At 69.7% G+C, this 26452-nt stretch carries 21 protein-coding genes; 11 read left to right on the top strand and 10 right to left on the bottom strand.

The annotated features are described in order from the left end of the window. Nucleotides 1-3: 3 nt before the first annotated feature. The 6 genes from fxsT to ACW4TU_RS17965 form a co-directional block, all read right to left on the bottom strand. Nucleotides 4-3993, bottom strand: a complete 3990-nt coding sequence (gene fxsT, locus ACW4TU_RS17990) for an FxSxx-COOH system tetratricopeptide repeat protein (RefSeq protein WP_457428832.1) — start codon at nt 3991-3993, stop codon at nt 4-6. Then, on the bottom strand, nt 3990-5165 hold the full coding sequence (fsxC, locus tag ACW4TU_RS17985) for an FxsC protein (protein WP_457428831.1): 1176 nt from the start codon (nt 5163-5165) through the stop codon (nt 3990-3992). Before fsxC ends, fxsT begins: the two co-directional genes overlap by 4 nt. Before the next feature lie 229 nt (nt 5166-5394). Further along, the gene (locus ACW4TU_RS17980) at nt 5395-6834 is read right to left on the bottom strand and encodes an aKG-HExxH-type peptide beta-hydroxylase (RefSeq protein WP_457428830.1); all 1440 of its coding nucleotides are present in this window, start codon (nt 6832-6834) and stop codon (nt 5395-5397) included. Then, complete coding sequence (locus tag ACW4TU_RS17975; protein ID WP_457428829.1) at nt 6831-7982, bottom strand: FxsB family cyclophane-forming radical SAM/SPASM peptide maturase; 1152 nt, start codon at nt 7980-7982, stop codon at nt 6831-6833. The genes ACW4TU_RS17980 and ACW4TU_RS17975 overlap by 4 nt, the downstream gene beginning before the upstream one ends. A 43-nt stretch (nt 7983-8025) precedes the next feature. Beyond that, nucleotides 8026-8205 (bottom strand): FxSxx-COOH cyclophane-containing RiPP peptide, encoded by a 180-nt coding sequence (gene fxsA / locus ACW4TU_RS17970; protein WP_457428828.1) that lies wholly within the window; start codon nt 8203-8205, stop codon nt 8026-8028. A gap of 505 nt (nt 8206-8710) precedes the next feature. After that, a complete protein-coding gene (locus tag ACW4TU_RS17965; protein ID WP_457428827.1) occupies nt 8711-9196 on the bottom strand; it encodes a GNAT family N-acetyltransferase in 486 nt (161 codons plus the stop codon). 68 nt (nt 9197-9264) lie between these two features. On the opposite strand from ACW4TU_RS17965, the gene ACW4TU_RS17960 reads away from it, so the two are divergent. Beyond that, nucleotides 9265-10068 carry an exodeoxyribonuclease III gene (locus ACW4TU_RS17960; RefSeq protein ID WP_457428826.1) on the top strand — a complete coding sequence of 268 codons (804 nt, stop codon included), beginning with the start codon at nt 9265-9267 and terminating at the stop codon, nt 10066-10068. 11 nt (nt 10069-10079) lie between these two features. Here the strand turns inward: ACW4TU_RS17960 and ACW4TU_RS17955 are convergent, their stop codons facing one another. After that, nucleotides 10080-10709 carry a MerR family transcriptional regulator gene (locus tag ACW4TU_RS17955; protein WP_457430184.1) on the bottom strand — a complete coding sequence of 210 codons (630 nt, stop codon included), beginning with the start codon at nt 10707-10709 and terminating at the stop codon, nt 10080-10082. Between the two features lie 195 nt (nt 10710-10904). Between ACW4TU_RS17955 and ACW4TU_RS17950 the strand changes: the two genes are divergently transcribed. The 4 genes from ACW4TU_RS17950 to ACW4TU_RS17935 all read left to right on the top strand — a co-directional run bounded on the left by ACW4TU_RS17950 (nt 10905) and on the right by ACW4TU_RS17935 (nt 14671). Then, a complete protein-coding gene (locus tag ACW4TU_RS17950) occupies nt 10905-12479 on the top strand; it encodes a flavin-containing monooxygenase (protein ID WP_457428825.1) in 1575 nt (524 codons plus the stop codon). Beyond that, nucleotides 12476-13450, top strand: a complete 975-nt coding sequence (locus ACW4TU_RS17945) for an alpha/beta fold hydrolase (RefSeq protein ID WP_457428824.1) — start codon at nt 12476-12478, stop codon at nt 13448-13450. The genes ACW4TU_RS17950 and ACW4TU_RS17945 overlap by 4 nt, the downstream gene beginning before the upstream one ends. After that, nucleotides 13447-14355, top strand: a complete 909-nt coding sequence (locus ACW4TU_RS17940; protein WP_457428823.1) for an SDR family oxidoreductase — start codon at nt 13447-13449, stop codon at nt 14353-14355. Before ACW4TU_RS17945 ends, ACW4TU_RS17940 begins: the two co-directional genes overlap by 4 nt. An 88-nt stretch (nt 14356-14443) precedes the next feature. Beyond that, complete coding sequence (locus ACW4TU_RS17935) at nt 14444-14671, top strand: hypothetical protein (protein WP_457428822.1); 228 nt, start codon at nt 14444-14446, stop codon at nt 14669-14671. A 106-nt stretch (nt 14672-14777) separates the two neighbouring features. Here the strand turns inward: ACW4TU_RS17935 and ACW4TU_RS17930 are convergent, their stop codons facing one another. Continuing rightward, on the bottom strand, nt 14778-18050 hold the full coding sequence (locus tag ACW4TU_RS17930; RefSeq protein ID WP_457428821.1) for a S41 family peptidase: 3273 nt from the start codon (nt 18048-18050) through the stop codon (nt 14778-14780). Nucleotides 18051-18248: 198 nt separating this feature from the next. Between ACW4TU_RS17930 and ACW4TU_RS17925 the strand changes: the two genes are divergently transcribed. Together ACW4TU_RS17925 and ACW4TU_RS17920 are read left to right on the top strand one after the other, a co-directional pair. Then, nucleotides 18249-18854 carry a TetR/AcrR family transcriptional regulator gene (locus ACW4TU_RS17925; protein WP_457428820.1) on the top strand — a complete coding sequence of 202 codons (606 nt, stop codon included), beginning with the start codon at nt 18249-18251 and terminating at the stop codon, nt 18852-18854. Nucleotides 18855-19038: 184 nt separating this feature from the next. Continuing rightward, the gene (locus ACW4TU_RS17920) at nt 19039-21300 is read left to right on the top strand and encodes an MMPL family transporter (RefSeq protein ID WP_457430182.1); all 2262 of its coding nucleotides are present in this window, start codon (nt 19039-19041) and stop codon (nt 21298-21300) included. A gap of 138 nt (nt 21301-21438) precedes the next feature. Here ACW4TU_RS17920 and ACW4TU_RS17915 read toward each other — a convergent pair whose 3' ends face one another. Next, nucleotides 21439-22314 carry a hypothetical protein gene (locus ACW4TU_RS17915; RefSeq protein WP_457428819.1) on the bottom strand — a complete coding sequence of 292 codons (876 nt, stop codon included), beginning with the start codon at nt 22312-22314 and terminating at the stop codon, nt 21439-21441. Nucleotides 22315-22500: 186 nt separating this feature from the next. On the opposite strand from ACW4TU_RS17915, the gene ACW4TU_RS17910 reads away from it, so the two are divergent. The 4 genes from ACW4TU_RS17910 (at nt 22501) to ACW4TU_RS17895 (ending at nt 25212) form a co-directional block, all read left to right on the top strand. Then, a complete protein-coding gene (locus ACW4TU_RS17910; protein WP_457428818.1) occupies nt 22501-23226 on the top strand; it encodes a helix-turn-helix domain-containing protein in 726 nt (241 codons plus the stop codon). Next, on the top strand, nt 23223-23708 hold the full coding sequence (locus tag ACW4TU_RS17905; RefSeq protein ID WP_457428817.1) for a YbaK/EbsC family protein: 486 nt from the start codon (nt 23223-23225) through the stop codon (nt 23706-23708). The genes ACW4TU_RS17910 and ACW4TU_RS17905 overlap by 4 nt, the downstream gene beginning before the upstream one ends. Further along, nucleotides 23705-24550 carry an EamA family transporter gene (locus tag ACW4TU_RS17900; protein ID WP_457428816.1) on the top strand — a complete coding sequence of 282 codons (846 nt, stop codon included), beginning with the start codon at nt 23705-23707 and terminating at the stop codon, nt 24548-24550. Before ACW4TU_RS17905 ends, ACW4TU_RS17900 begins: the two co-directional genes overlap by 4 nt. A 98-nt stretch (nt 24551-24648) precedes the next feature. Beyond that, the gene (locus tag ACW4TU_RS17895) at nt 24649-25212 is read left to right on the top strand and encodes a cysteine hydrolase family protein (RefSeq protein WP_457428815.1); all 564 of its coding nucleotides are present in this window, start codon (nt 24649-24651) and stop codon (nt 25210-25212) included. Between the two features lie 94 nt (nt 25213-25306). Here the strand turns inward: ACW4TU_RS17895 and ACW4TU_RS17890 are convergent, their stop codons facing one another. Beyond that, nucleotides 25307-26320 carry a ribosome-inactivating family protein gene (locus tag ACW4TU_RS17890; protein ID WP_457428814.1) on the bottom strand — a complete coding sequence of 338 codons (1014 nt, stop codon included), beginning with the start codon at nt 26318-26320 and terminating at the stop codon, nt 25307-25309. Nucleotides 26321-26452 lie beyond the last annotated feature (132 nt).

Below are 26452 nucleotides of genomic sequence, written 5' to 3'. Positions count from 1 at the left end.
GGCTCAGGTCGGAGGCATCTCCAGGTCGAAGTCGATCCGCTTCCGGTCGCTCATCGCCCCGACCGTGGGATGGTCCGGCCCGAACTCCCGCTCGGCGGCCAGCACCGCCCGGCTGACGCCCTGGAGGGTGTTGTCGTCACCCAGGAGGCTGCGGTCCAGGGCGACGTTGTACTCCGCGCAGAGCACCCGTGGGTGATGGTTGCGGTAGAGGTCGCGATAGGCCTCGCAGGCCGCCTCGTCCTCGGCCAGCGCCTCGTCGTACCGGCCCAGCGCGGCCAGCACGCCGGCCCGGTTGGAGCGGCAGCCGAGGGTGGCGGGGTGGGAGTCGCCCAGTCGGTCGGCGAGGAGCGGGAGCGTCTCGTCGGCGAGCTCCATCGCGCGCTCGGTCTCGCCGCGGCTCCTGAGGATGGCCACCAGGTTGGTCGCGGCCGCCAGGGTGAACGGGTGGTCGGCGTCGAGGCGCTCGCGGTAGCGCTCGAAGTTCTGCTCTCCGAGGTCCACCGCCTCCGCTCCGCGGACCGGATCCACCAGCGACAGGGCGAGCAGGTCGCAGGCGAGATTGGCCGTGCACGACATGGTGTCGGGGTGCCCCTCGCCGTAGCGCTCCCGGTACACGTTCAGGGTGGAGCGCGTCAGGGCCTCCGCCTCGGCGTAGTGGCCGAGACGGCGCTGGGTCACCGCGAGGGACGTGTCCGTGCGCAGGACGTCGTTGGACTTCTCGTCCTGGAGGTTGACGAACCGCTTGCGGATCTCGATGAGCAGATCGAGGGAACCCTGGTAGTCGCCCGTCTCACGACGGTCCAGCGCGACACTTCCGGCGAAGGCCCAGGTGAGCACGTGCCGAAGTCCCAGTGACTGCCGGGACCTCTGATAGGTCTCGGTCGCACGTTCCAGGGCCTCCGAGGCCCGGCCGGCCATAAGGAGCGAAACACCGAGGTTGTTCGCGGCCCGGAGGGTGTCCTCGTGGTCGGGGCCGAAGTGCGGGCTGCTCATGTAGAGCTCGTAAGTCTGGCGGTCCTCGTCGTGCGCTTCCCGATAACGGCCCAGGCCACGCAGATCGGCACCGTAGTTGCGGGCGGTGACCAGGCTGTAGCCGTCGTCGAGGCCGAGCTGCGAGCGCTGACGCTGCAGCGTGTCCGCATCCAGCGCATGGGCATCCCGGTAACGTCCCAGGGACCGCAGCGGGTTGGCCACCTGGGCGGCCAGCCGCAGCCGGAGGTGGTGGTCCGCGCCGAGAGACTCAGTCCAGATGGCGAGTGCCTTCTGCCCCAGCGCGGCGGCGGCCCGGTGGTCGTCGATCCGCCACTGGTTGCGGACCTGGCGGATGACCCACTCGCACACCCGCGCATCGGTGTTGGCCAGTGCGTCGGAGGGTTCCAGATGGGGCAGCAGCTCCGCGAACCGCTGCCGGGTCGGCGCGCTGTCCTCCGGGAAGGCGGCCGAGGGCAGAGCGCCGGCCAGTACGAGTTGAGCCTGGTGCCGCGTGCGTTCCTCGCGCTCGGGGTCCTCACCCAGCCATTCGCGCACCGCGGCCTGCACCAGTCGATGGACCTGGATGGAGCCGCTCTGCTGGTCCACCGTGGCCAGCGCGTACCGCCCGAGGTCACGGATCAGATATCCCATCACCATGGGGTCGAGCACGGATTCGTCGTTGGTCTCCTTCGCGAGCCGGTTGCGCATGGCGTCGCTGTAGAGGAGGGAGTGCGCGATCGGCTCGGGGGAGAGGAAGGCGCAGAGTTCGAGGAGCCGGACCGCCGCGGGCCGCTCGTTGCCGAGCCGGTCGACGGTCAGCCGCCAGACCGCCAGGAGGGACTCCTGCTGGCTGTCCCCGCTGTCGTTGGTCCCGCTCAGAAGCGCGCTGACCCGGCTCTTGACCTGTTGGAGGTAGGTGTCCAGGGGCATGGCCGTCTGCCGCAGCCAGGCTGCCGCGAGTTCCATGGCCATCGGGAAGTCGCCGAGCGTCTCGGCGATCCGGTCGGCGTCGTGGACGGAGAGTCCGTCGACCCTGCGGCGCAGCAGGGCGATGCTCTCGGACCTGTTGAAGGCGTCGACCTCCACGGCGATCCGGTTCTCCTCGTGAGGTGAACGCCGGGCGGTGAGGATGACGTGCCCTGGGCCCTCGGCGGGAAGATACCGCTCCACCGTCGTGTCTCCCTCGTCCCTGTTCCGGTTCTCGTCGTTCGTGCCCTGGCTTTCGGTGATGTTGTCGAAAACCAGCAGCCAGCGACCATGATCGCCGTTTTCCAGCGCCGTGATGGTCGCCTGGGCACGTTCGTCTACCGTGTCGCCCGGAATTCCCAGCTCCGTCCCGAGTTCCGCGAGGAGCTGCGGAATCCGGTTGGGCTGTTCGGCGGGGATCCAGTGCACGAGGTCGTACTGGGAACCGTACCGGTGGACGTACTCCTGCGCGATCTGGGTCTTGCCGATCCCGCCGAGGCCGTACAGGAAGACCCTGCCCGCCGAGGTGTCCGAACGCAGCGATTCGGAGCTCAGTTCGGACCGCAGCCGGTCCAGTTGTACGTCGCGGCCCGTGAAGGCGCTGTTGCGGCGCGGCGCGTTGAAGACCTGGGGGGCCAGGCCCGGATAGGTGACCTCGCTGACGGCGGAGGCCGGTGCGTCGAGTTCGAGCAGGCCGAAGACCTTGCTGAGCACCTGCGCGGCGGACACGTCCACCAGGGTGAATCCCGGCAGCCCGCGCAGCGCCGGCTCCGGCTGGTGCTCCCGCGTGCGCAGCCCGATGATCCTGGGCCCTTCGGGGGCGGCCACCAGGGCGCGCACCTCGTCGGCGACCGGTGTGGTGGCGAAGTCGGGCGAGAGGAGCGCGACGACCACGTCGGCTCCGTCCGCCGGGCGGCTGGACAGCGGTACGGAGGGGCTGCTTCCGCGCAGCGCCACGGCGATCCCCGAGGCCTGCAGCTGGGCCGCGATCCACTCCGCCCAGGCACCGTCGCGCAGCGCGTAGTCGACCCGCACCCTGGGCACGAGGCGACCGCCGGGTACCGGTACCCGCTGGAAACGGGCGAGCAGTTGCCTGCGCACCGGCTCCTCGACCGGCCGCAGGGCCGTCACCTGACCGTCCGTGATCACCGAGGTGAGGCGTTCGTAGGCGCCGAGCAGGGAGGCGGGCTGGCGAGGCGTGTCCGCGACGGTGGCCAGCACCTCCTCGTAGGCGAAGAACGGCTTGTAGGGGATCTCCACCGAGCCCCAGTAGCCATCGGGGTCGGCGGCCCGCGGGGTGTCCTTCAGGAACTCCTGGAAGCGCTGGCGGGCATGGCCCCGGCTGACCGCGAGCTTCTCCTGCTCGGCGTCCTCCACCCGCATGGGCACGGGGAGGATCCTGACGTGCGGGACGCTGCGCCGTACGTCCGCGGCCACGCTGGCACTGCCGTCCACCGACTGGGTGTTCAGCGTGAAGCAGTCGACCAGCACGTCCGGCATGGCGATCGTGGTGATGCCGGAGGTGTCGCTCCAGCCGGTCCGGCTGTCGATCAGGGCGTAGTCGTAGTTGCGCCGCATGTCCTCGCGCAGGGCCTGCAGGAAGGCGGCGCCGTCCCGGCGGTCGTAGAAACCCTTCCAGTCGTAGGTGTTGATCGTCTCCGAGTATTCGGGGGTCTTGCGTCCCGGGGACACGAAGTCGATGTAGCCGCCGCCGTCGAAGTTCAGCGCCAGGGTGGAGGCGAAGCGCTCCACTCGGGCGTACTGGCTGTAGTCGCCGTCGGCCGGCCTCGGCCTCGCCAGGTCGAACCCGCGGACGAGTTCGATGACACCGGGAGTGGAGTCGAGCTCCGGGTCGCCGAGGAAGGGGGCGAAGTAGCGGTGCAGACCCGGCGCCTCCAGGTCCCAGTCCATGGCCAGTACACGTTTTCCGTTGCTGGCCAGGATCCAGGCCACGTTCGCCAGGGCCATGGTGCGACCGGTGCCGCCCTTGAACGAGTAGAACGTGACGATCGTGCCGGACTCGCGGGTGCCGGCGTCACCCGAGTCGAACGTCATGAGGAATACCTTCCGAGCAGGGGAAACGTATGGAGGCCTTCGGCCGGGGTTGCCGGGGACCGAACGGCTTCCACCGACTTGAGCGCCTCGTTCTGGAGGCGGATGAGGACCTTGCGCAGGGAAGAGGTGAAACTCTCCGCGTCCGGCAGCCCCCAGCGCTCGTCCTCGCTGTGCTGACCGCGCATCAGAGGGAGCGTGTGGTCCAGGAGTTCGTCGAGGGTGACCGTCTGCGCGACCGACTCGGTGTCGTCGCGGGCCCTGGGTTCGAGCGCCGTGGTCGCCTCGGGACTCCGCTCGTCCACAGCCGCCAGAAGCCGGCGTTCCTCCCGCCGCATGGCCACCCAGGCGTCCACCAGGAGCACGACGAGCTGCTCAGGGTCCTGTTCCTGGGTGATCCGGTCGACGGTCTCCTCGTTCAACGGCAGCACGGTGGCGGTGAAATCGAGGGCGGTGGCGGTGTTCTTCACCAGTGAGACCAGGGCCTCGTGTTCCCCCGGAGCGTAGGGAGACCAGTGCAGGGCCGTCTTTCCGTAGTACTGGCTGGAGTGCCGTTCCTCGGGCAGGTCGTCCTGGGCGGTGGACGCCACGACGAAACTGACCGTCTGGCCGCCGACGGGAGTGGGCGCGCCGAGGGGGGAATGGCTGCCGGCCGCGTCGAATCCGTGCACCTCGGGAAGCCGTTCCGCGGCTACGACGATGCGGTCGGCGGTGGCCCTCAGCACCTCCTCGTACTCGGACCGGTAGCGGGCCTTCAGCCGCAGCAGGTGCAGCAGCCCGTCGCGCCGGTAGGCCGCCGACCGCACGCTCAGGGGCGTGGCCGGGGCGACGGCGTCCAGCGTGTGCGCGGGGTCGGGCTCCCACATGACGGGGACCACCGCGTCGGCGCTGCGGCCGGTCCTGGACCACTGCATGTTGAGCCGCCGCTGGAAGTAGGACAACTCGGCCCGGCAGTACGACTGGCTGAAATAGCGTGGTGAGTGCAGCACCACCAGGACGGTCGACCGGCCCAGCAGATCCACCGACACGTCCGGCGAGTGAGGCTTCCCGCGGACACCCACAACCTCCGGGGAGCGCCCGGTGCGCTCGCCGACGACCTGGCAGAGGTCATGAAAGAACGACGCGACCCACTCCTCGTCGACGGTGCGAACGTGACTCAGATAGAAGTGGCTCAAGGTGACTCCATTGGCGCGACGCGGTCCCGGCCCGAGCCGGACTGGTCGATGGACCGGGCACTCGCGCAGCACACTTCGCGCGACTCCTCACCACCGGCACCACCACGTCGATGTTTGTTGCGGACATGATAAAAATCTGGTGGTGTGCCCCTGGCGCGCGATCTCGTCGTTCCCCGCGCGCTCGCGACCTTCCGCCGCGCCGTCGCGTCTCCGCCGTGCCACCGCATCCTCATACTGAGCCCGCCCCCGGGGTCGTCTCGTCGGACGTTTTCCCACCGCAGCCGCCAGCGCCAAGAGCCAGCCCTGCCACAGCCTGCACATATGAGGAGGCTCCGCGCCTTCGCGTCAGGTTCGGCGCCTCGCGCGATGCCACTCGAACGTGTGAAGGGCTGTTGCGGCGAGCGGAGGGCGGCGGGCGCATGGGAAAGCCGCAGCGTGCCGCCTCCTTGGCCATGGCTGCGACAAAGTGCGCCCCCAAGGGCGTGAGCGCGGGATGGACCTGCAGGATCCGCAGGGCGTCCACGACCTGCCGGCCGTAGTGGTGCAACCGTGCCCGCGCGGCACCGGCCTGCCTGCCGCCCAGTTCCCGATGGCGGCGGCGCCAGAACTCCAGGAGCGCCAGATGGGCATATGTTCCCGTGAGCACGGACCCGACGGGGCGGGCGTCCTCCCGCCAGCCGACCTGTTGCAGTGTGCGGTCCTCGGGATCCGAGAGATCGGTCAGATCGGCGAGGGCTCCGAAAGCGATGTGCGCGGTCTCGTGCACCACCGTCTCGGCCAGCCGTACCGGATCCGTGGTGAAGGAGGTCGCGATCGCCGTGTACGCCTCCCGCGCCGAGGAACTCACGCCCTGCCCGGTCCACGGTGGCCGCAGCGGCACCAGTGCCGTCCACAGCGCGGCGCAGGCGGCGGCACGTTCCGGGAGCAGGCGGGTCACCACGTCCCAGGCCGATGCCACCGACGCCTGCCAGGCGTCCAGTTCCGCGGCCGTCTGGCGGGGCAGCACCGGATGGCCGTGCGCGTCCCGGTAGGGGTCGGTGTCCTCCAGCACCACCGACAGGGCCGGTGCGTCTCCCGGAGGCCTGGCGGTCATCCGCCGCGGCGCGCAGCGGATCGTGCCGTGGACGGCCGGTTCGTGCCGCTCGCCCAGGGCCAGCGACCGCCCGCCCAGATCCAGGACGTCACCCCGCAGGCGGGCTTCCCGCACGCCCCCGGTCAACCGGACGCCCCCCAGCGTGGGCAGCCAGACCAGGGCGCCGGGTGCCGGAAGGATGAGGTGGGGGCGGAGTCCGGCGCGTAACGCGGCGGCGGCGGCCAGACCGGCCAGCCGGGCGCACTCGGCGTCCGCGCGGACGGCGGGGCGCGGGTCGTTCAGGTCCCGCAGGCAACGGCCGAGCCACACACCGACATGGGGATGGAGCAGCACGTCCTCGAAGGCCCGGACGTCCGCTCCACGGGCCTGGACGCACAACTCCCAGGCTGCCGCTCCCCAGGACTCCCAGAACTCGGGCGTACTGCGACGGGCCGTGTCGGCCACGCTCATCAGCATCAGCAGGCGCCGGGAGACCTGGCCGTCCCGCAGAACCCGCAGGGCGGCCGGGGACGGGCGACAGCCCGCCAGGCTCGCGAAGTCCTCGGCGGTCATCCGCAGGGTCGCCGGGGCCGTCACGACGCGCTCCCCAGCAGTACGGCGGCATCGGCCACGACGCGGTCCCGGATCCGGGTGGTGAGCACGCGCAGGTCCGCGCAGTACACGCTCGCGTTGGCGAAGCCGGTGCTCGGGTGGAAGCGGTGGGCGCGCAGCCCGCCACCGCACAGGCGTACGACCTCACAGCCGCGGCAGACGTCCGCGAGCGCCGCCAGGCCCCCGCGGCGGGCATCGGCCACGACCGGGTGCCGTGCCGCGGTGTCGAAGTCGTGAGCGAAGATGTCGAGCCCGGTGGCCGCCCCGCCGTCCGCGGTGGCCTTCAACGAGTCGGACAACTCGATCGTCCCGTCGCTCTCTATCACCAGGAAGTCCGTGTCGGCCAGTCCCGTGCTCTCCGATCGCACGTCACCGCCGAGCGCGAGGTCCATGAGGTCCTCGAACAGGCGGATGCCGGTCTCCTGGCGCGGTGCCGTGTACCACCTTTCGAACACCGCCAAGAGCCAGTGCGCGTAGGGCGTGCGATGCGGGTCGTGGCCGGGCGGTGGGTGTTCCCAGGTGGCGTGCGGCAGCAGGAAGTTGATGGCCGGCGGCTCGTGCGCGAGCAGGGATTCGAACACCTGGAGGGGCGGATTTTCGAGGTTGACCGTGCACAGCAGGCCCGCGAACAGCGCCTTGTTCTCGGGCCTTCTCAAGAGTTCCAATCCCCTCTGGACGGAGGCATGACTGCCTCGCCCGTTCCTGGCACGCCTGTGGCGGTCGTTGGCCTCGCGATCGCCATCAAGACTGACGCCTACCGACACGTCGTGTCGGCGGAACAGCTCCATCCATAAGGCATTGAGAAGTGTCGCATTGCTCTGAACGGAAATCTCGCACTCGGCCGTTCCGCGCAACTCCCGCTTCAGGGCCTCGAAAAGATGTTCGATTCTGGCCGGGCCGGCGAGTAGAGGTTCACCCCCGTGCAGAGTCACCCGGACCCGGGGCAGGGAGTGACGCCTGGCGTGCTCGGCGATGCGACGGGCCAGCCGCTCCGCGGTCACGGCCGCCATGACGGGTGGTTTCTGCCGCCACGTGCGATCGCGCAGCTCGTACACATAGCAGTAGTCACAGGCCAGATTGCATGGCTGGGCGACCTTGACCACCCACTCGACGAAGGGGTTCGCATCACGCACGTGCCACCTCCTGCTATGCGGTCCCCTGCTGCCTGCGCACCCGTCAGAGCGCCGACTGGAACATGGACACGTCCACCGCGCGAAGCTCCAGAGTGTCCCGTCGAACCCTTCGTATGGACCGGCCCAGAGCGTCTTCGGGCAGCTCGTCCAGATCTACGTTCGCTGAACCGCTGAGGTTCACCACGTCAAAGTCGAACTCCACGTCAGTCGCTGACGTTTCCATGAACCCCCCGTGCTCCTCGCCCCGCGGACCCCGGCCGTTGTCTCGAACCCCGCGGATGTCAACCTGCGTCGGGCCGCAACCGGGCCCACGGGGCGCTGAGTTGCGGAAGAGGTGGCGCTGTTCAGTTCTCGTTTCAGGGAAGCACACCGATCAACCGAGGGCCAGCACGCAGGGGTCCGTCGGCTCGGGTGCGGCTTGATCTCGTCGGCACTGGGCTCAAGTCCTCTCGGGTGACGCGGTGTTGGCACTGGTTCGACTCCAGGTCACCATGAGTCCTTCCCCCTTCACGGCAAGGTGACCCCTGAGCGGAGGCGGCAGTCGAAGCGTGACGACGGCGAAGCGGGCACCGAGCCGGGCCGCACGGCTTCGGTATGGCCGGGACTGTCATTCCCGGTTTCCCGCCAGGTCCACCGGCCTCCGGCGGACGGGACGCGTCGCCGGGTGCCGGCGGTGCTCACATTGCTGCGGGCGTGAGCAACCGAATCACCGTCGGGATACCGGGGCCTTACAGGCTCTTGGCGAAGCAGAGGCTCGCCTCGTGGTGGCGGTAGTAGCCGAACTTCGCGGAGGGTTCGTAGCCGCTGGAGGTGTACAGGGCGATGGCCTCCGGCTGTCTGTCGCCCGTCTCCAGGACCATGCGGGTGCGGCCGGCGGTGCGGGCGTCCTCCTCCAGGGCGGCGAGTATGCGGCGGGCCAGGCCCAGTCCGCGCGCCTCCTCGACGACGTACATCCGCTTCAGCTCGGCGTCGCCGGGCAGATACCCTTCGGCGTTCGCGTTGTCGTCGTCGCGGCCGCGCCAGCCGCCGGTGGCGACGGGGCGGTCCTGCTCGTCGTACGCGATCAGGTAGAGGCCGGACGGCGGGTCGAACATCGCAGGGTCGAGGTGGGTGGCGTCACCCTCGTCGTCGTAGCGGACGGCGTACTCGGCCTGGACCTGGTCGTTGAGCTTCACGGCGTCGGGGTGGTCGAAGGCGACCCGGCGGATATTCATTCCATACACGGTACATGTATGCATGTCGCTGTCGCCAGGTGATTTCGCGCTCCGGGTATCGTGCCCGCGTGCTGACTGTGACCTCTGTGAATGTGAACGGACTCCGCGCCGCCACCAAGAAGGGCTTCGTGGAGTGGCTCGCCGGAACCTCCGCCGACGTGCTGTGCCTCCAGGAGGTGCGCGCCGAACCGCAGCAGCTGCCGGAGGAGGTCGGCGCGCCCGAGGGCTGGTACGTCACGCACGCGCCCGCCGCCGCCAAGGGCCGCGCCGGTGTCTCCCTCTACTCCCGCCGCGAGCCGGACCGCGTCCAGGTCGGCTTCGGCTCCGCCGAGTTCGACGGCAGCGGCCGGTACGTCGAGGCCGACCTGCCCGGCGTCACCGTCGCCAGCCTGTATCTGCCGTCCGGCGAGGTCGGCACCGCACGCCAGGACGAGAAGATCCGCTTCATGGACGAGTTCCTGGCCTATCTCAAGGGCCTGCGCGAACGGGCCGCCGCCGACGGGCGCGAGGTCGTCGTCTGCGGTGACTGGAACATCGCCCACCAGCCCGCCGACCTCAAGAACTGGCGCGCCAACCAGAAGAGTTCAGGGTTCCTGCCGGAGGAGCGGGAGTGGCTCGGGCGGGTGCTCAACACGGCGGACGGCGGGTTCGTGGACGTGGTGCGGGCGCTGCATCCGGAGGTCGAGGGGCCGTACTCGTGGTGGTCGTACCGGGGGCGGGCGTTCGACAACGATTCAGGTTGGAGGATCGACTACGAGATCTCGACGCCGGGGCTCGCCGCCAAGGCGGTCAAGGGCTACGTCGAGCGCGCGGCGACGCATGAGGAGCGCTGGTCGGACCACGCGCCCGTCACGGTCGTCTACGACCTCTGAGCCGCACCGCGTCAGGAGCCTTCGGGGTCCTGGCGCATCCGGCGGTCCAGCGCCAGCGACAGTTCCGCCTCCACCACCCGTTGCGCCAGTGGGCGCAGGCGTGCCGGGTCCGATTGTGGGGCGTGGGTGAGGATCACGTTCGTGAAGATCTCGGCCAGGGCGTCCGCGTGGTCGCGTACCCGTTTGCCCGCCGCCAGGACGGCTGAGAGCGGGATGCCCTCCTGGACCAGTGCCGACGACGCGTCCAGGAGGCTGCGGCTGATGTGGACGATTTGTTCGCCGTCGGTGCCCAGGTAGCCGAGGTCCATCGAGGCCGCGAGGTTCTCGGGGGTGGCGTCCGGGCCGAAGCGGTCGGCGAGATCCTCGGGGGTGAGACGGACCGGGGTCTCCTCGGTGGGGGCGCCGAGGCCGAGCAGGTCGGCGACGTCGCGGCCGTGGTCGAAGGCCTCGGCCAGTTCCGCGATGCCGTTGAGGGTGTGCCCGCGTTCCAGCAGCGCCGAGATCGTGCGCAGGCGGGCCAGGTGGTGGTCGTCGTACCAGGCGATGCGGCCCTCGCGGCGGGGTGGTGGGATCAGTTTGCGTTCGCGATAGAAGCGCAGGGTGCGGACGGTGATGCCGGCCAGCCCGGCCAGTTCCTCCATCCGGTACTCGCGCTGTTCGGCGTTCTCTGCTTCTGCCACGTCGGAACCCTACGGCGTACCAGCGGTACCCGCGGCGGAGCCGCTGATGTAAACGTCCTTCTTCCGGCCCCTACCCATCAGTACGGGCGTCCTCTACTGTCCCCATTGCGCCAGTGTTCACTGGCGGAGTCGTGGGTGAGGGTCGGAGGCATCGGCATGGCCGGACAGGAAGCCGAACACGAGCATGTGCGGGTGGCGGTGATCGGGTCCGGGTTCGGGGGGCTCGGGGCAGCCGTGCGGCTGCGCCGCGAAGGTGTCACCGACTTCGTCGTGCTGGAGCGGGCGGGCAGCGTCGGCGGTACCTGGCGCGACAACAGCTATCCGGGATGCGCCTGTGACGTGCCGTCCCACCTCTACTCGTTCTCCTTCGCGCCGAATCCCGACTGGCCGCGTGCCTTCTCCGGGCAGGAGCACATCCGCGCCTATCTGGAGCACGTCACCGACGTCTTCGGGCTGCGGCCCCACCTCCGCCTCGACTCCGAGGTGAAGAAGATGACCTGGGACGGTGGCCGGCTGGCGTGGGTCATCGAGACCAGCAGCGGGACCCTGCTCGCCGATCTCGTCGTCTCCGCCACCGGACCCCTCTCCGATCCCAGGGTGCCGGACGTCCCGGGGCTCGACACCTTCCCCGGCAAGGTCTTCCACTCCGCCCGCTGGGACCACGACTACGACCTGCGCGGCAAGCGGGTCGCGATGGTCGGGACCGGGGCCTCCGCCATCCAGATCGTGCCCGCGATCCAGCCCGACGTCTCCCGCCTCACCCTCTTCCAGCGCACCCCGCCGTGGGTGATGCCCCGCGTCGACCGGGCCATCGGCGACGCCGAGCGCGCCGTGCACCGCGCGCTGCCCTTCACCATCCGGCTGCGGCGCGGACTCTCGTGGGGCGTACGGGAGTTGCAGGTGCAGGCGTTCACCAGGCATCCGGGCGAGCTCGGGGCCGTGGAGGCGCTGGCCAAGCGCAATATGCGTCGCGCCGTCAGGGATCCCGCCCTGCGCGCCAGACTCACCCCCGACTACCGCATCGGCTGCAAGCGCATCCTGCTGTCGAGTACGTACTATCCGGCGCTCGTCCGGCCCAACGTGGACGTCGTGGCGAGCGGGCTGAGCGAGGTGCGGGGCTCGACCGTCGTCGGCGCCGACGGGAGTACGGCCGAGGTCGACGCCATCGTCTTCGGTACGGGGTTCCACGTCACCGACATGCCCATCGCCGACCGGGTCGTCGGGGCCGACGGGCGTACGCTCGCCGAGGCCTGGGCGGGCAGTGGGATGCGGGCGCTGCGCGGTGCCTCCGCCGCCGGGTTCCCCAACTGGATGACGATCATCGGACCCAACACCGGCCTCGGGAACTCCTCCATGATCCTGATGATCGAGTCCCAGCTGAACTATATGGCCGACTACGTACGGCAGTTGGGCGTGCTCGGGGGTCGGGTGGCGCTCGACGCCCGGCCCGCCGCCGTCGACGCCTGGAACGACCGGGTCCAGCAGCGGATGCGGCGCACGGTGTGGAGCACGGGCGGGTGCAGCAGCTGGTACCTCGACGCGAACGGGCGCAACACCACCGTCTGGCCCGGTACGACGTCCGAGTTCCGGCGGGCGACCCGGCGCGTGGATCTCGCCGAGTACGAGGTCCTGCGGGCGACCGGCGGTAACAGCAACACCACCACCGGCACGACCACTGGCACCGGTACCAGCACCGGTGACATCAACTCGCCCGTAGAGGTGGACGCGTGAGCCGGCTGACGTCCGTGGCGGACGGTTCGTGCACTCCGCCCGTCCCCGCCCGTGAACTCACCGCCGTTTCGGCCGACGGGGCCCGGCTGCATGTCGAGGTGCACGGTGCGGCCGACGGGCCCGTGGTCGTCCTGGTGCACGGCTGGACCTGTTCCACCGCCTTCTGGGCCGCCCAGATCCGCGAACTCGCCCCCGATCACCGGGTCGTCGCCTACGACCTGCGCGGCCACGGACGCAGTCAGGCGGGCCCCGTCTGCAGTACCGACGTACTCGCCGACGATCTGGAGGCCGTGCTCGCGGCCACCCTCGCGCCCGGTGAGAAAGCCGTGGTCGTGGGGCACTCCATGGGCGGGATGACGGTGCTTGCCGCGTCCGCGCGGCCCGGGTTCCGGGAGCACGCGGCGGCCGTACTGCTGTGCAGTACCGGCAGTTCGCGGCTTGTCGCCGAATCGCTGGTCCTCCCGATGCGTGCCGGGCGGCTGCGCACCTGGCTCACCCGGCGGATCCTCAGCTCACGCGCCCCGATGGGGCCGGTCACGCCGGTCTCCCGGCGCATCCTCAAGTACGCGACGATGGGCGCCCGTTCGTCGCCCGCGATGGTCGAGGCGTGCGCCCGGATCGTGCACGCGTGCCCGCGCAAGGTGCGGTACGCGTGGGCGCGGGTACTGGACGGGGTACAACTCGACGCTCAGGCGCGGGAGTTGACGGTTCCGGCCGTTGTCGTCGTCGGTACGGCCGATCGGCTCACCCCGCCCGTTCACGCGCGGGCACTGGCCGCCATACTGCCCCGGTGTCACGGTGTGACCGAGCTGGCCGGGGCCGGGCACATGGCGCCGGTCGAGGCGCCGGGGGCGTTCACCGGGGCGATCCGTGAACTCGTCTCCGTATGCGGGAAGTTGGGGTCTGAGGGCACTCAGGTCGACAGCGGTGTCCGTGTCGACGGCGGCGTACCTATCGAGGAGAGCGCATGAGCAAGGTCGGTCTGGACGGACAGGTAGCTGTCGTCACAGGGGCGGCTCGGGGGGTCGGTGAGCTGCTCGCGCGCAAGCTCTCCGCTCGCGGGGCCAGGGTCGCGCTGGTGGGGCTGGAGGCCGGCGAGCTCAAGCAGGTCTCGGAACGGCTGCACACCGACAGCGCGTACTGGTACGCCGACGTCACCGATCACGGGGCGATGTCCCGGGTGGCGGAGGAGGTCAAGGAGCGGTTCGGGAAGGTCGACATCGTCGTGGCCAACGCCGGGGTCGCGAGCGGCGGGCCCTTCGTGGACTCCGATCCGGAGTCGTGGCGGCGGGTCATCGAGGTCAACCTGATCGGGTCGGCGGTGACCGCGCGGGCGTTTCTGCCGGTGCTGACGGAGAGCCGGGGGTATCTCCTGCAGATCGCGTCCCTGGCCGCCCTCACCCCGGCGCCGATGATGACGGCGTACTGCGCGTCCAAGGCCGGCGTCGAGGCGTACGCGCACTGTCTGCGGGCCGAGGTCGGGTACAAGGGCGTCCGGGTGGGGGTCGCGTATCTGTCGTGGACCGACACCGACATGGTGCGCGGGGCCGACCAGGACGACGTCATGCGGGAGTTGCGGCAGCGGCTGCCGTGGCCGGCCGGCAAGACGTATCCGCTGGGGCCCGCCGTCGACCGGCTCGTGGCGGGGATCGAGCGACGGTCCAGCCATGTGTACGGGCAGGGGTGGCTGCGCGGGATGCAGGGGGTACGGGGGTATCTGCCGGGGCTGATCGGTGCGGTGGGGCAGCGGGAGGTCGGGCGGTACTCGGGGCGGTTGCAGGGGATGGGCACCGGGCTCGTGGGCGCGGGTGGCGTGGCCGACGAGGAGGCCCGGGGCGCGGGGGCCGGGCGGGGGTCGGACGCGGTCGGTGACTGAACGTGACTGATCGAAATGCGTGCGTTGTCCTGGCGTGCAAATCTGGTCGAGCCCCCATCCCCTCACCCACTTACGGGAGTGAACCCACATGGGCATGAAGGACGAGATGCAGGACAAGGCCCGCCAGGCCAAGGAGAAGATGGAGCAGACCCGGAAGGGTCAGCAGGGTCAGCAGGACCGGCAGGGCCAGCGCCAGGAGGGCCGGCCGGGCAAGCAGGGCCAGGAGACTCCGGAGCGGGGGCGTCCTCGTGACGAGGACACGGAGCGGGCGATGCGCGAGGAAGCGGAGCGGCTCAGCAGGGACCACGAGGCGTAGTCCTGCTTGAGCGAAGCGGTTGACGTGGGGTGCCCTCTGTTTTCGAGGGCACCCTGCGTTTTTTTGAGGGCACCCTGCGTTTTGTTGTGGCGGTTCCCCGTGCTTCCTAGGTATGTGAACGCGGGGGGAGTTGGGGTCTCGCCCTGTTGGGGACCTCGTCGTAGGTCGGCGGGGTTGCCGCGGGGTGGGTCTCCAGCAGGGCCAGGGCCAGTCTGATGGCGTCGTCCGTTTCGACGTGGCGGCCCTCTGCCCAGTCGAGGGGGGTGCGCAGGACCTCCAGGTCCGGGGCGACGCCCTGGTTCTCCACTGTCCAGCCGTAGGTGTCGAACCAGGCCGCGTTCATCGGGACCGTGATCACCGTGCCGTCGCCCAGGAGGTGGCGGCCGGTCATGCCGACCACTCCGCCCCAGGTCCGTTGACCCACCACCGGGCCGAGTCTCAGCAGTTTGAAGGCGGCCGTGATCATGTCGCCGTCGGAGGACGTCGCCTCGTCGGCGAGGGCGACCACCGGCCCCCGGGGGGCGTTCGAGGCGTACGAGACCGGCTGGGCGTTGCGTGTCAGGTCCCAGCCCAGGATCGTGCGCGTCAGCTTCTCCACCACCAGCTCGCTGATGTGGCCGCCCGCGTTGCCGCGCACGTCGACGATGAGGGCGGGCCTCGACACCTCCATGCGCAGGTCGCGGTTGAACTGGGCCCAGCCCGAGCCGCCCATGTCGGGGATGTGCAGGTAACCGCACCGCCCGCCGCTCAACTCCCGTACCACTTCACGGCGTTTGGCCACCCAGTCCTGATACCGCAACGGACGTTCGTCGACGAGGGGGACCACCGCGACCCTCCGCGCCCGGCCCGCGCCCTCGGCCGGACCATCCTCCGCCGCGGTGAACGTCAGCTCCACCGTCGTACCGCCCGCTCCCGCGAGCAACGGGAACGGGCCCGTCACCGGGTCCACCGGGCGGCCGTCCACATGGGTGAGCAGCGCGCCCTCCCGGATGCCCGAACCAGCCAGCGGGGAGCGCGCCTTGGAGTCGGAGGAGTCGCCGGGGAGGATCCGGTCAAGCATCCAACCACCTTCCCTGCGAACGAAGTTTGCGCCCAGCAAACCCTGCCTGCGCTGGTAGTGGGGCGGGCCCTCGTTGCGGCGGGCGGCTGTCACGTAGGCGTGGGACGTGCCCAGCTCGCCCAGGACCTCGCGCAGCAGGTCCGCGAACTCGTCGGGGGACGCGACCCGTTCGACCAGCGGGCGGTACTGCTCCAGCACCGCGTCCCAGTCGATGCCGCACATCCGGGGTTCCCAGAAGTAGGCGCGGATCAGACGGCCCGCCTCCTCGTACGACTGACGCCATTCCGCCGGGGGGTCGACCTCGTGGAGGACCCGGCGCAGGTCGATCCAGACGGTCGTGTCGCCGTCGCCCGGGTCGGTGGAGGGCACCGCGCGCAGCTCGTCCTCGTCCACGACGACCAGTCGTGAGGCGTCGCCGCTGACCGCGAACCAGTCGAGGTGGTCGACGAGTTCGGACTTCTTGCCCTTGCTGATGTTGAAGTGTTCGAGTGTCGGCCGGCCGCTCGTGTCGGCCGGGTTGGCGAACGTCTCGCCCAGTGCGCCCGAGATCGGCCAGCGCAGCCACACCAGGCCGCCGCCCGCGACCGGATACAGCGCCGAGTACTTGGAGGCGGCGACCGGGAAGGGCGTCACCCGGCTCTCCAGGCCCTCGGCCTCGACGGTCACCGTGCCGTCGGCGCCCTCGTCCTCGGCCGGGTCCAGGCCACCGGCGGCCGGGCGGCCGTCGGGGGAGAGGGCGAAGGGGGAGGGGGTGGCGGAGGAGAGCGGGACGAGATAGGGGCGGCAGCCGAGCGGGAAGGAGAGGTCGCCGGTGTGGACGTCGTACACCGGGTCGAAGCCGCGCCAGGAGAGGAAGGCGAGATAGCGGCCGTCCCTGGTGAAGACCGGGTTCTCGTCCTCGAAGCGGCCGTTGGTGACGTCGACGATCAGGCGGTCCTTTATGCGCGCCATCTTGATCTGGCGCAGGGAGCGGCCGATGCCGGGGTGCGACCAGGTCAGCCAGGCGCCGTCGGGGGAGAAGGCGAGGTCCGTGACCGGCCCGTTGAGGGAGCAGATCAGCTCGGTGACCTCCCCGTTCGACTCTTCGGCGGCATCGATCAGCAGGAGCCGGCCGTCGTGGGCGGCGATGGCGAGGCGTTCGCCCGCCGGGTCGGACACCAGTTCCCGTACCCGGCCCAGCTCGCCCGACGCCAGCCGCCTCGGCACCCGCTCTCCGCTGGCCCTGGGCAGGTAGGCGATCTCGATCGCGTCCTCGCCCTCGGCGTCCGTGACGTAGGCGACCTGCCCGCCCGAGCCGAGCATCTCGGGCAGCCGGACGCGTACGCCGGGAGTGTCGGTGATGGTCCGGGCCGGGCCGTCCCGGTGCGTCAGCCAGTACAGGCTGCCGCGTACGACGACGGCGCTCGCGCGGCCCGTCTCGTCGACCGAGATGCCGTCGACGTGCTGCGCGGCGGGCACCTGGTACGTACGACGGCCGGCGCGCGGCCCGCCGAGCCGTACGTCGAGGCGCCGGGGGACGGAGTCGGCGGCGAGGTCGTCGACGATCCACAGGTCGCCCGCGCACTGGTACACGACCCGGGTGCCGTCGCTGGAGGCGTGCCGGGCGTAGAAGGCGTCGTGGTCGGTGTGGCGGCGCAGGCCGGAACCGTCGTACGCGCACGAGTACAGGTTGCCGACGCCCTCGTGGTCGGAGAGGAAGGCGATGCGGTCGCCGACGAACATGGGGGAGTGCAGATGGCCGTCGAGATCGGGGAGCAGCCGCTCGCCGTGCAGCCAGAGGCGGCCGGTCGCGCCGCCCCGGTAGCGTTTCCAGGCGGCCGGTTCATGGGGCGGGGTGCCCGTGAGGAGGAGGGTCTTGCGTTCCCCGGCGATGTCCGCCACCTGGATGTCGGAGACGGGACCCCAGGGGAGCCGGCCGCCGGGGCCGCCGCCCGCCGGGACGCTGTAGGCCCAGGTGAAGTAGGAGAAGGGCTGGCCGTGGGAGGCGACGGCGAGGATGTCGCCGTCCGGCGACCAGCCGCAGACCTGGGTGTCGGCGCTGCCCCAGTAGGTGAGCCGCCGCGCGGGGCCGCCGTCCACCGGCACCCGGTTGATCTCGGGCACGAGACTGCGCCAGCTCGTGTACGCGATGTGCCGGCCGTCGGGCGAGAAACGAGGGTGCCCGACCTTCGTACGGTCGACGGTGAGCCGCCAGGCACGGCCGTCGGTCCCTGACGACCCCGGCCCTCCGTCCCCGTCGAGGCGGGCGAGCCAGAGATCGTCCTCGGCGACGAAGCACAGCAGGTCACCGCTGAGGTGGGGCAGACGCAGATAGCTCACCTCCCCATGCTTTTCCGGGAATCGGGACCGGGCAACTTGTGAAATATCGGGAACATGGATACGAGTGAACGCGGCCCGTGAGCGAGGACACGTACGAAACGGTTTCGTTTCTATGGTTCTCGGGGTATGTTCATTGACGTAGGGCGGAGCCGTACGAAACGGTGTCGTCCGAAACCGGAACAGGAAAGGGTGAGTGACATGACCGAGGTCGCAACGGCGCGTCGTAGTCGGATCACGCCCGAGCGCGAGGCCGAGCTGTACGGCGCCACGCTCGACCTGCTCCGGGAAGTCGGTTACGAGGCCCTCACCATGGACGCCGTCGCCGCCCGTACGAAGTCCAGCAAGGCCACGCTCTACCGCCAGTGGGGCGGCAAGGCCGAACTGGTGGTCAGAGCGCTGCGGCACTTCAAGCCGGGTGGCGGCGCCATCGCTGATGTCGACACCGGGTCCCTGCGCGGCGACTTCCACACCCTGCTGCTCCGCGAGGACGACTGCGCCATGGAACAGACCTCCGCGCTGATGCGGGCTCTGGGCATGGCGGTCCACGGAAACCCCGATCTCCTCAAAGCACTTCGGGAACTGCTCATCGAGCCCGAGATGGCCGAGTTCCGCAAGGTGCTGGAGCGGGCTGTCGACCGGGGTGAGGTCAGCGCGGACAACCCGGCGATGGGTTATGTGCTGCACATGATGATCGGCGGCTTCATCGCGCGCTCGCTCATCGACGAACGGCCCCCGACCCAGGCCTACTTGCGTGACTACATCGACGCCGTGGTGCTCCCCGCCCTCGGCGTACCGGTCACGTAGGGCAGCCCGTCTCCGAACCAGCCCTTGAACAACCCCACTTGTTACCCCACCTTGCACCTGACTCGTACGTGACTTGCACCTGACGCGTCCGCTCACGTCGTCGGGCTGATCACTCCTGCGCCCCAACAGGCCGATCAACCCTGCCCTGTTGCTGTTCAACGACCTGACCGGGAGTACGCCCCTCGTGGCCACGTTCCTCTACAAACTCGGCCGGCTCGCCTTCAGGCGACGGCATTTCGTCGCCCTGATATGGGTGGCGCTGCTGACGCTCGCGGGAGTCGGCGCGGCCAGCGCGCCCGCCGCGGGCACCACCTCCTTCTCCATTCCGGGTACGGAGGCCCAGAAGGCCTTCGACCTGCTGGAACAGCGTTTCCCCGGCGCCAGCGCCGACGGAGCGACCGGGCGCATGGTCTTCAAGGCGCCCGAGGGCCAGAAGATGACGGACGCCGCCAACAGGGCGACCGTGACGAAGACCGTCAAGCAGCTGGGCGACGGCTCCGAAGTCGTCTCCGTCACCGACCCGTTCACGACGAACGCCGTGAGCAAGGACGGGACGGTCGCCTACACGTCGGTGAAGTACAAGCTCCCCGGCATGGAACTCGCGGACTCGACCAAGGACGCCCTGGAGAAGGCCGGCGACCAGGCCCGGGTCACCGGGCTGACCGTCGACGTCGGGGGTGACGCGCTGCAGGCGGCGTCCGAGCCGGGGGCGATCGGTGAGGCCGTCGGCATCGCCATCGCCGCGATCGTCCTCGTCATCACCCTGGGCTCGCTGGTCGCGGCCGGACTGCCGCTGCTGACGGCGATCATCGGCGTCGGTATCGCCGGCGCCACCATCTCCGCCCTCGCCAACGCGCTCGACCTCGGCGACACCACCTCCACGCTCGCGCTGATGATCGGCCTCGCGGTCGGTATCGACTACGCGCTGTTCATCGTCTCCCGCTACCGCGGCGAGCTGGCCGACGGCCGCGACCGCGAGGAGGCGGCCGGCCGCGCCACCGGCACCGCCGGCTCGGCGGTGGTCTTCGCGGGCCTCACCGTCGTGATCGCCTTGGCGGGCCTCGCGGTCGTCAACGTCCCGATGCTGACCAAGATGGGCCTCGCGGCGTCCGGCACGGTCGTGGTCGCCGTACTCATCGCGCTGACCCTGATCCCGGCACTGCTCGGATACGCCGGCCGCAAGGTCCAGCCGGCGGGCCAGAAGAAGAGCAAGAAGGCGAAGAAGGAGAAGAAGGGCGAGACGGGGGATACGGGCAAGAGCGAGACGAACGGCCAGGTCAAGCCGGTCGGACCCAACATGGGTACCCGGTGGGCGCGCTTCGTCATCCGCCGGCCGGTCGCCGTACTGATGTTCAGTGTGCTCGGTCTGGGAGCGATCGCGCTCCCGGTCACCCAGCTGGAGCTGGGCCTGCCCGACGACGGCTCGCAGCCGACGTCCACGACCCAGCGCAGGGCGTACGACCTGCTGTCGGAGGGCTTCGGCCCCGGCTTCAACGGTCCCCTGATGGTCGTCTACGACGCCCGGGGCACCACCGACCCCCAGGCCGGCGTCGACAAGCTGGCCGACCGGATCAAGGGCCTCAAGGACGTCGTCACGGTCGCCCCGGCCGCCTTCAACAAGGCCGGCGACACCGCGACGATCACCGTGATCCCGAACTCCAAGCCGTCCTCGGTCCAGACCGAGGACCTGGTGCACGCGATCCGCGACCAGAGCGCCGACGTCAGGGCCGAGACCGGCGCGACGGTACTGGTCACGGGCACCACCGCGATGAACATCGACTTCTCGCAGAAGCTCAACGACGCGCTGATCCCCTACCTGGGCCTGGTGGTCGGCCTCGCCTTCCTCCTCCTGATCCTGGTCTTCCGCTCCATCCTGGTCCCGCTCAAGGCGGCCCTGGGGTTCCTGCTCAGCGTCCTCGCCGCGCTCGGCGCGGTGGTCGCCGTCTTCCAGTGGGGCTGGCTGAGCGGCCTGCTCGGCGTCGACGAGACCGGCCCGATCATGTCCATGGTGCCGATCTTCATGGTCGGCGTGGTCTTCGGTCTCGCGATGGACTACGAGGTGTTCCTCGTGACCCGCATGCGGGAGGCGTACGTCCACGGCGAGTCGCCGTCGGATGCCGTGGTGACCGGCTTCAGGCACAGCGCCCGGGTCGTGGTCGCCGCCGCGATCATCATGATGGCCGTCTTCGGCGGCTTCATCAGCTCCAGCGAGTCGATGATCAAGCTCTTCGGCTTCGGCCTGGCGATCGCGGTCTTCTTCGACGCGTTCGTGGTCCGCATGGCGATCGTCCCGGCGGTACTGGCCCTGCTGGGCAAGCGGGCCTGGTGGCTCCCGAAGTGGCTGGACCGCGTACTCCCCAACGTCGACGTGGAGGGCGAGAGCCTGCGCACCCTGGACGACGACAGCCGCCCGAAGGACGAGGACCGGGAGCTCGTACGAGTCTGACGTACCGCGTCTGAAGAAAGCCGGCCGGTGAGGGCCCCGTGGGGACGGGGAGCCCTCACCGGCTTCTTTCTTTCCTGCCGCCCAGACCGACGAACGGATCCGGCCTGTCGAGGACGTGTACTCGGCACCGACTGGTACTCAGGCGAACACCTCGGCGGTGGAGGCTGCGGTGATGGCGCGACGGAACCAGCGACCAAGGGTGTCGAGGTCGTCGCACGAGGTGATCTGCTCGCGGTCGGCGTCGGAGACGGGAATGCCACGGCCTTCGAGGAGCTCAAGGAGGTTGGTGGTAGCCCTGCGGACCTCCCCTTCGGCGCGGAGTTCCTGCGACAGTGACGACGTGAAGAACGAGGTTTCGGTGGTCAAGAGTTGCCTCCAGATCTCGAAGGCCTTGGTCTTGTCCAGGCCCTGGTTGGTGAATTCCTCGAAGAGTCCCGCCCTGTCCGGGTCGCGGGCCTCCATGGCCTTCAAGGCCGCTGCCAGTACCTTCAGTGTGCCATCGACCGACCGTTCCTCGGAGTGCAGAATGGCGGACAGTACGGCCATGGGGACATCGCGGGTGGCTTCGTCCAGTGATTCGACGGCGGGGATGTCCCGTGGCCCGACGACCAGAGGTTGCAGCGCTAGACCTTGCCATTGCGGCGGGCCGAACTTCACGGGGCGGGCGGCCCAGTCGGCGGTCCGCTGGTTCTTGCAGATGACGAGGAGCAGCGGCGGGAGCTTGTACTTCTCCTGAGCGAAGGTCATGTAGTACGCCCACGTGGCGTGCTTGGAATCATTGGGTTTCCCCTGTGCCTCGACGGCCAGGATGTAGCTGCCGTCCGCTTCGTCGATCTGTAACAGTGTGTCCACCCGCCGCTCCACGGGGTGGTTCTCGGTGAGGTCGGTCGGGAGTTCGGTGACGGAGATCGGTGTTCCGAACGCCGGGATGTCGAGCTTGCGGGCGACGCGGGCGAAGAGCCCGGGTTCCTGCCGGAAGATCCGGTGCATCGCCTCGTGCGAGGAACTGACCATAGTGGTGACATCGGTCCTTTCGTGACGAACGGCGGCGAGCATATGACTCAGGCATGTTCCGAAACGCGGCCGTTCGGGTGAAGATCACCCTTGTGGGTGATGCCCCACCGTCTGTCCTGTCTGTCCCGGCTGTCCGCGGTGCCGTTCGGGTACGGGTCGCCGTTGGAGGTGGGTATGAGCGAAGACGTGGACGAGGTGGGCTGGGCGATCGAGCCCGGCGACGAGATGGCGCCGATGATCGAGGTCGTGGGCGGCGTGATCAAGTTCCACAGGGAGGCCGCCGGAATGTCGGTGGCCGACTTCGGGGCGGCCATGCGGTACGGCGAGGACCTGATCCGGAAGGTCGAACGCGGGGCACGGATTCCCCGGGTCGAATTCCTCTACAGCGCCGACGAGTTGGTGAACGCGCGGGGCGCGATTACCGCCATGCGGAAGTACGTGGAGGACGCGCAGTACCCGAAGAAGGTGCGGGCGCTGAAGGAGTTGGAGGCGCGGGCGGTGGAGATGTTGCTGTACAGCAACCACAACATCCACGGTCTGTTGCAGACGCCGGAGTTCGCCAAGGCGCTGTTCGGGACACACCAACCCCTGCTCTCTCCCGGCGAGGTGGAACGGGAAGTCGCCGCGCGCATGACCCGGAAGTCGGTCTTCGAGCGGGAGCCCACACCTACGTTCAGCTTCATCCAGGAACAGGTGACGCTCGAGCGGCCGATCGGAGGGAGGATGGTTCTACGGCGGCAACTCGAACACCTGCTGGAAGTGGGGCAATTGCGGAACGTCTTGCTCCAGGTGATGCCGAGTCCGGGACTCCAAGACCCCCACCCCCGCCCACACTCCGCACCTCACCCTCGCCCCCGCCACCTGGAATTCGTTCGTCACGCATCTGTCCGCCAGCTAGCGTGCCGGGCATGACCACGTCCTCCCGTTTCGCCGAGGCCCTCGATGAGCTGGGTCTCAGCGAACTCCGCTCCCGTATCCGCCGGTTCCCGGACGAGACCCGTACCGCCGCCGAGGCCGCCGCCGCGATCGGGTGTGAGCTGAGCCAGATCTGCAAGTCGCTGATCTTCTCCGCCGACGGAGTCCCCGTGCTCGTCCTCATGGACGGCGCCTCCCGCGTCGACGTCGAGCTCGTCCGGCGCGAACTCATGGCCGCGAAGGTCACCCGCGCCAAGGTGGACGTCGTACGGGAGACCACCGGGTACGCCATCGGGGGCGTGCCGCCCTTCGGGCACCGGACCAGGACCCGGGTGCTCGCGGACCGTTCGCTGCTGGAGCACGACGTCGTCTGGGCCGCCGCCGGTACCCCGTACACCGTGTTCCCCATGGAGCCGAAGGCCCTGATCACCCACGCCGGCGCGACTCTCGTGGACGTACGCGAGTCGGCGGCTTCGTGACCCCGACGGTCACCGCCGCCGTACTGCTCGCCGCCGTCACGCACGCCTGCTGGAACGCGCTCGCGCACCGCATCACCGACAAGCTGGTCGGGTTCACGCTCATCGCGGGCGGCGGAATGCTGATCGGGCTGGTCGTGGCTCCGTTTCTGCCGCTTCCCGCTGCCGGGGCGTGGCCGTATCTCGTCGCGTCGGCCCTCATCCACATCGCGTACTACGTGCTGCTCATGCGGTCGTTCCGGCTCGGCGACTTCGGGCAGGCGTATCCGATCGCGCGCGGCACCGCGCCCCTCGTCGTCACCGTGCTCGCCGCCGTGTTCGCCCATGAGGTGCCGAACGGGTGGGCGGCGGCCGGAATCGCCGTGTCCTGTGCGGGACTTACCGGCGTCGCGCTGTGGGGCCTGCGCGGACGGCGGCCCAACTGGGCGGCGATCGGGGCCGCGTTGGCGACCGGGCTGACCATCGCCGCGTACACCGTCGTCGACGGGCTGGGCGTACGGGCCTCGGGCTCCTCGCTCGCCTACATCGCCTGGCTGATGGCCCTGGAGGGCATCGCCATCCCCGCCTTCGCGTTGTACCGGTGGCGGGGCCAATTCCTCGCGATCGTACGGCCGTTCGCCGCCGTCGGGCTCCTCGGCGGCGCGCTGTCCGTCGCGGCGTACGGCCTGGTTCTGTGGGCGCAGACCCGGGCGGAACTCGCCCCCGTCGCGGCGCTCAGGGAATCGTCGATCATCGTGGGCGCGGCGATCGGCGCCGTGTTCTTCAAGGAGCGGTTCGGGGTGCCCAGGGTCGCCGCGGCCGGGCTGCTCGTCGTCGGGATCGGGCTGATGCTGCACGCCGGGTAGGGGAAACCTCCACCGCGGCCATGTTGATCCACCAGACTCGCTCTTGTTTCCCGTCGGGAATTCCCATCGGAATTCCCGACGGAGAAGGGACGGCAAGCATGGCGAACAGCGCGCTTCTGGTGATGGACGTCCAACGGGACGTCGTGGCCATCGCCGACGACGGTTCCGGATATCTGCCCCGCCTGCGCAGAGCGATCGACGGAGCCCGGGCGGCCGGCATCCCCGTGATCTACGTGCGGATGGGATTACGGCCGGGTGATCCGGAGGTCAGCCCTCGCAACAGGGCGATGGTGAACGCCGTGCGGGCCGGCCTGTTCACCGAGGGGGCCCCTGGCGCCGAGATCCACGACGACATCGCGCCCCAGCAGGGCGACGTGGTGGTCACCAAGAGGCGGGGGAGCGCCTTCTCGGGCAGCGACCTCGACCTGGTACTCAGGGCTCGCGACATCGACAGCCTCGTGCTCACCGGCATCGCCACCAGCGCCGTGGTGCTGTCCACCCTGTGGCACGCCGTCGATCTGGACTTCGGTCTCACCGTCCTGGCCGACGCCTGCCTCGACACCGACCCCGAGGTGCACACGATGCTCACCGAGAGGCTGTTCCCGCAGTGGGCGGATGTCGTCGCCGTCGAGGACTGGCTCAAAGCCATCGCACCGCGATAGTCCCGGCGGGACAGGGATGTGTCCCGCCGGGACTGTCGCGGCTGCCGGGCCGGCCGCCGGAACGGGGCCCGGTGCGGTCGGTCCGCTCGGCGGCTTACTTGGTGACGGGCTGGAGGGCGGTCATGAGCAGATACATCGCGTAGGAGACCGCGGTGTTGAAGACGTAGTCCTCCAACTCCCGACGCCCCGTGTCGGCACTCCGCAGCCACACGTACTGCCGCAGCGGCTGCGGGTCCTGGTAGTGCGGGTTCTTCTTGGTCTCCTTCTGGATCTGGTTGAAGCGCCTGCTGAACTCGCTCCAACGGTTCTCCATCGAGACGTAGTAGCCCGGCATGGCGCTGGCAGCCACGTGGTCCCGCTGGGCGGCGGTCATGTACTCGGAGATGGGCCGGAAGCGGGCGGCCTCCGAGACGGCCTGGGTCATCCTCAGGAAGGCGCCGGCCTGGTCCCGGGTGCTCCTGCGGTCCGCGCGGATCAGCGTCTCCACCGTCTCGTTGAGGATCCCGTGGCTGTACTGGATGTGGCCGCGGTCGCTGTTCACTCCGGTCTCCCGCTCGATCGCCGTGTAGCTCTCACCGAACGGCGCGGACACCCCGGGCCGCTCCTCGTGCGCACCGTTGACCGGCGGCTGCGTCTGCGTCCTGTCCACCGAGACGTACTGGTCACGCTCGTGGGAGTTGCGCCACCAGCCCACGAGGTACAGGTTGCTGGCGCGCAGTCGCAGCCGCACGGACCGGTTGCTGTCCGACCGCTCGACCCTGACGGTGATGTACGTCTCGCGGTTCGGGTTGCCCGAGGTGTGGAACACCTGGCGTCCGGTGCCCGTGACACTGGACTCTCCGACGTTCACCGTCCTGCGGATCTGGTTGATGAAGGCGGCGTAACTGTTGACGTCGCCGATCTTCCATGTGGCGATGGGGTCGCCGTCCTGCGCCGCGTTCGCGCTCGACACCATGCCGAGCGGGCCGAGCAGGGTGGCGAAGACCGACAGCACGACCGTGGCCACGATCGATCCGACGGTGCGTCTGCCTGTTCGGCGCCGCAGTGTCTCTGCCGTCGGCCGCTGCGCTTCCTCTACGGGGAGCGTCATCACGTCTGAGTGGGACATGCGCTGTCCTCCAGTTGCTCGGCGTGCCGGAATCCGGCCTTGTCGTCACCGACGTTCGCAACCGCGACATTGATTGGCACGCCCCTTTTGTCAGGTCGGTCAATCCCGCGGGCGAAAGGGAATTGATCGATG

The organism is Streptomyces kryoterrae, assembly GCF_054072135.1.
This window is presented reverse-complemented; position numbering and strand designations above follow the sequence as displayed.

Bases quoted from the DNA above. Each gene is read 5' to 3' on its own strand.
- fxsT (WP_457428832.1), bottom strand. From the start codon at position 3,993: ATGACGTTCGACTCGGGTGACGCCGGCACCCGCGAGTCCGGCACGATC.
- fxsA (WP_457428828.1), bottom strand. From the start codon at position 8,205: ATGGAAACGTCAGCGACTGACGTGGAGTTCGACTTTGACGTGGTGAAC.
- ACW4TU_RS17965 (WP_457428827.1), bottom strand. From the start codon at position 9,196: ATGAATATCCGCCGGGTCGCCTTCGACCACCCCGACGCCGTGAAGCTC.
- ACW4TU_RS17955 (WP_457430184.1), bottom strand. From the start codon at position 10,709: ATGGAGGAACTGGCCGGGCTGGCCGGCATCACCGTCCGCACCCTGCGC.
- ACW4TU_RS17950 (WP_457428825.1), top strand. From the start codon at position 10,905: ATGGCCGGACAGGAAGCCGAACACGAGCATGTGCGGGTGGCGGTGATC.
- ACW4TU_RS17940 (WP_457428823.1), top strand. From the start codon at position 13,447: ATGAGCAAGGTCGGTCTGGACGGACAGGTAGCTGTCGTCACAGGGGCG.
- ACW4TU_RS17935 (WP_457428822.1), top strand. From the start codon at position 14,444: ATGGGCATGAAGGACGAGATGCAGGACAAGGCCCGCCAGGCCAAGGAG.
- ACW4TU_RS17925 (WP_457428820.1), top strand. From the start codon at position 18,249: ATGACCGAGGTCGCAACGGCGCGTCGTAGTCGGATCACGCCCGAGCGC.
- ACW4TU_RS17915 (WP_457428819.1), bottom strand. From the start codon at position 22,314: ATGGTCAGTTCCTCGCACGAGGCGATGCACCGGATCTTCCGGCAGGAA.
- ACW4TU_RS17905 (WP_457428817.1), top strand. From the start codon at position 23,223: ATGACCACGTCCTCCCGTTTCGCCGAGGCCCTCGATGAGCTGGGTCTC.
- ACW4TU_RS17895 (WP_457428815.1), top strand. From the start codon at position 24,649: ATGGCGAACAGCGCGCTTCTGGTGATGGACGTCCAACGGGACGTCGTG.
- ACW4TU_RS17890 (WP_457428814.1), bottom strand. From the start codon at position 26,320: ATGTCCCACTCAGACGTGATGACGCTCCCCGTAGAGGAAGCGCAGCGG.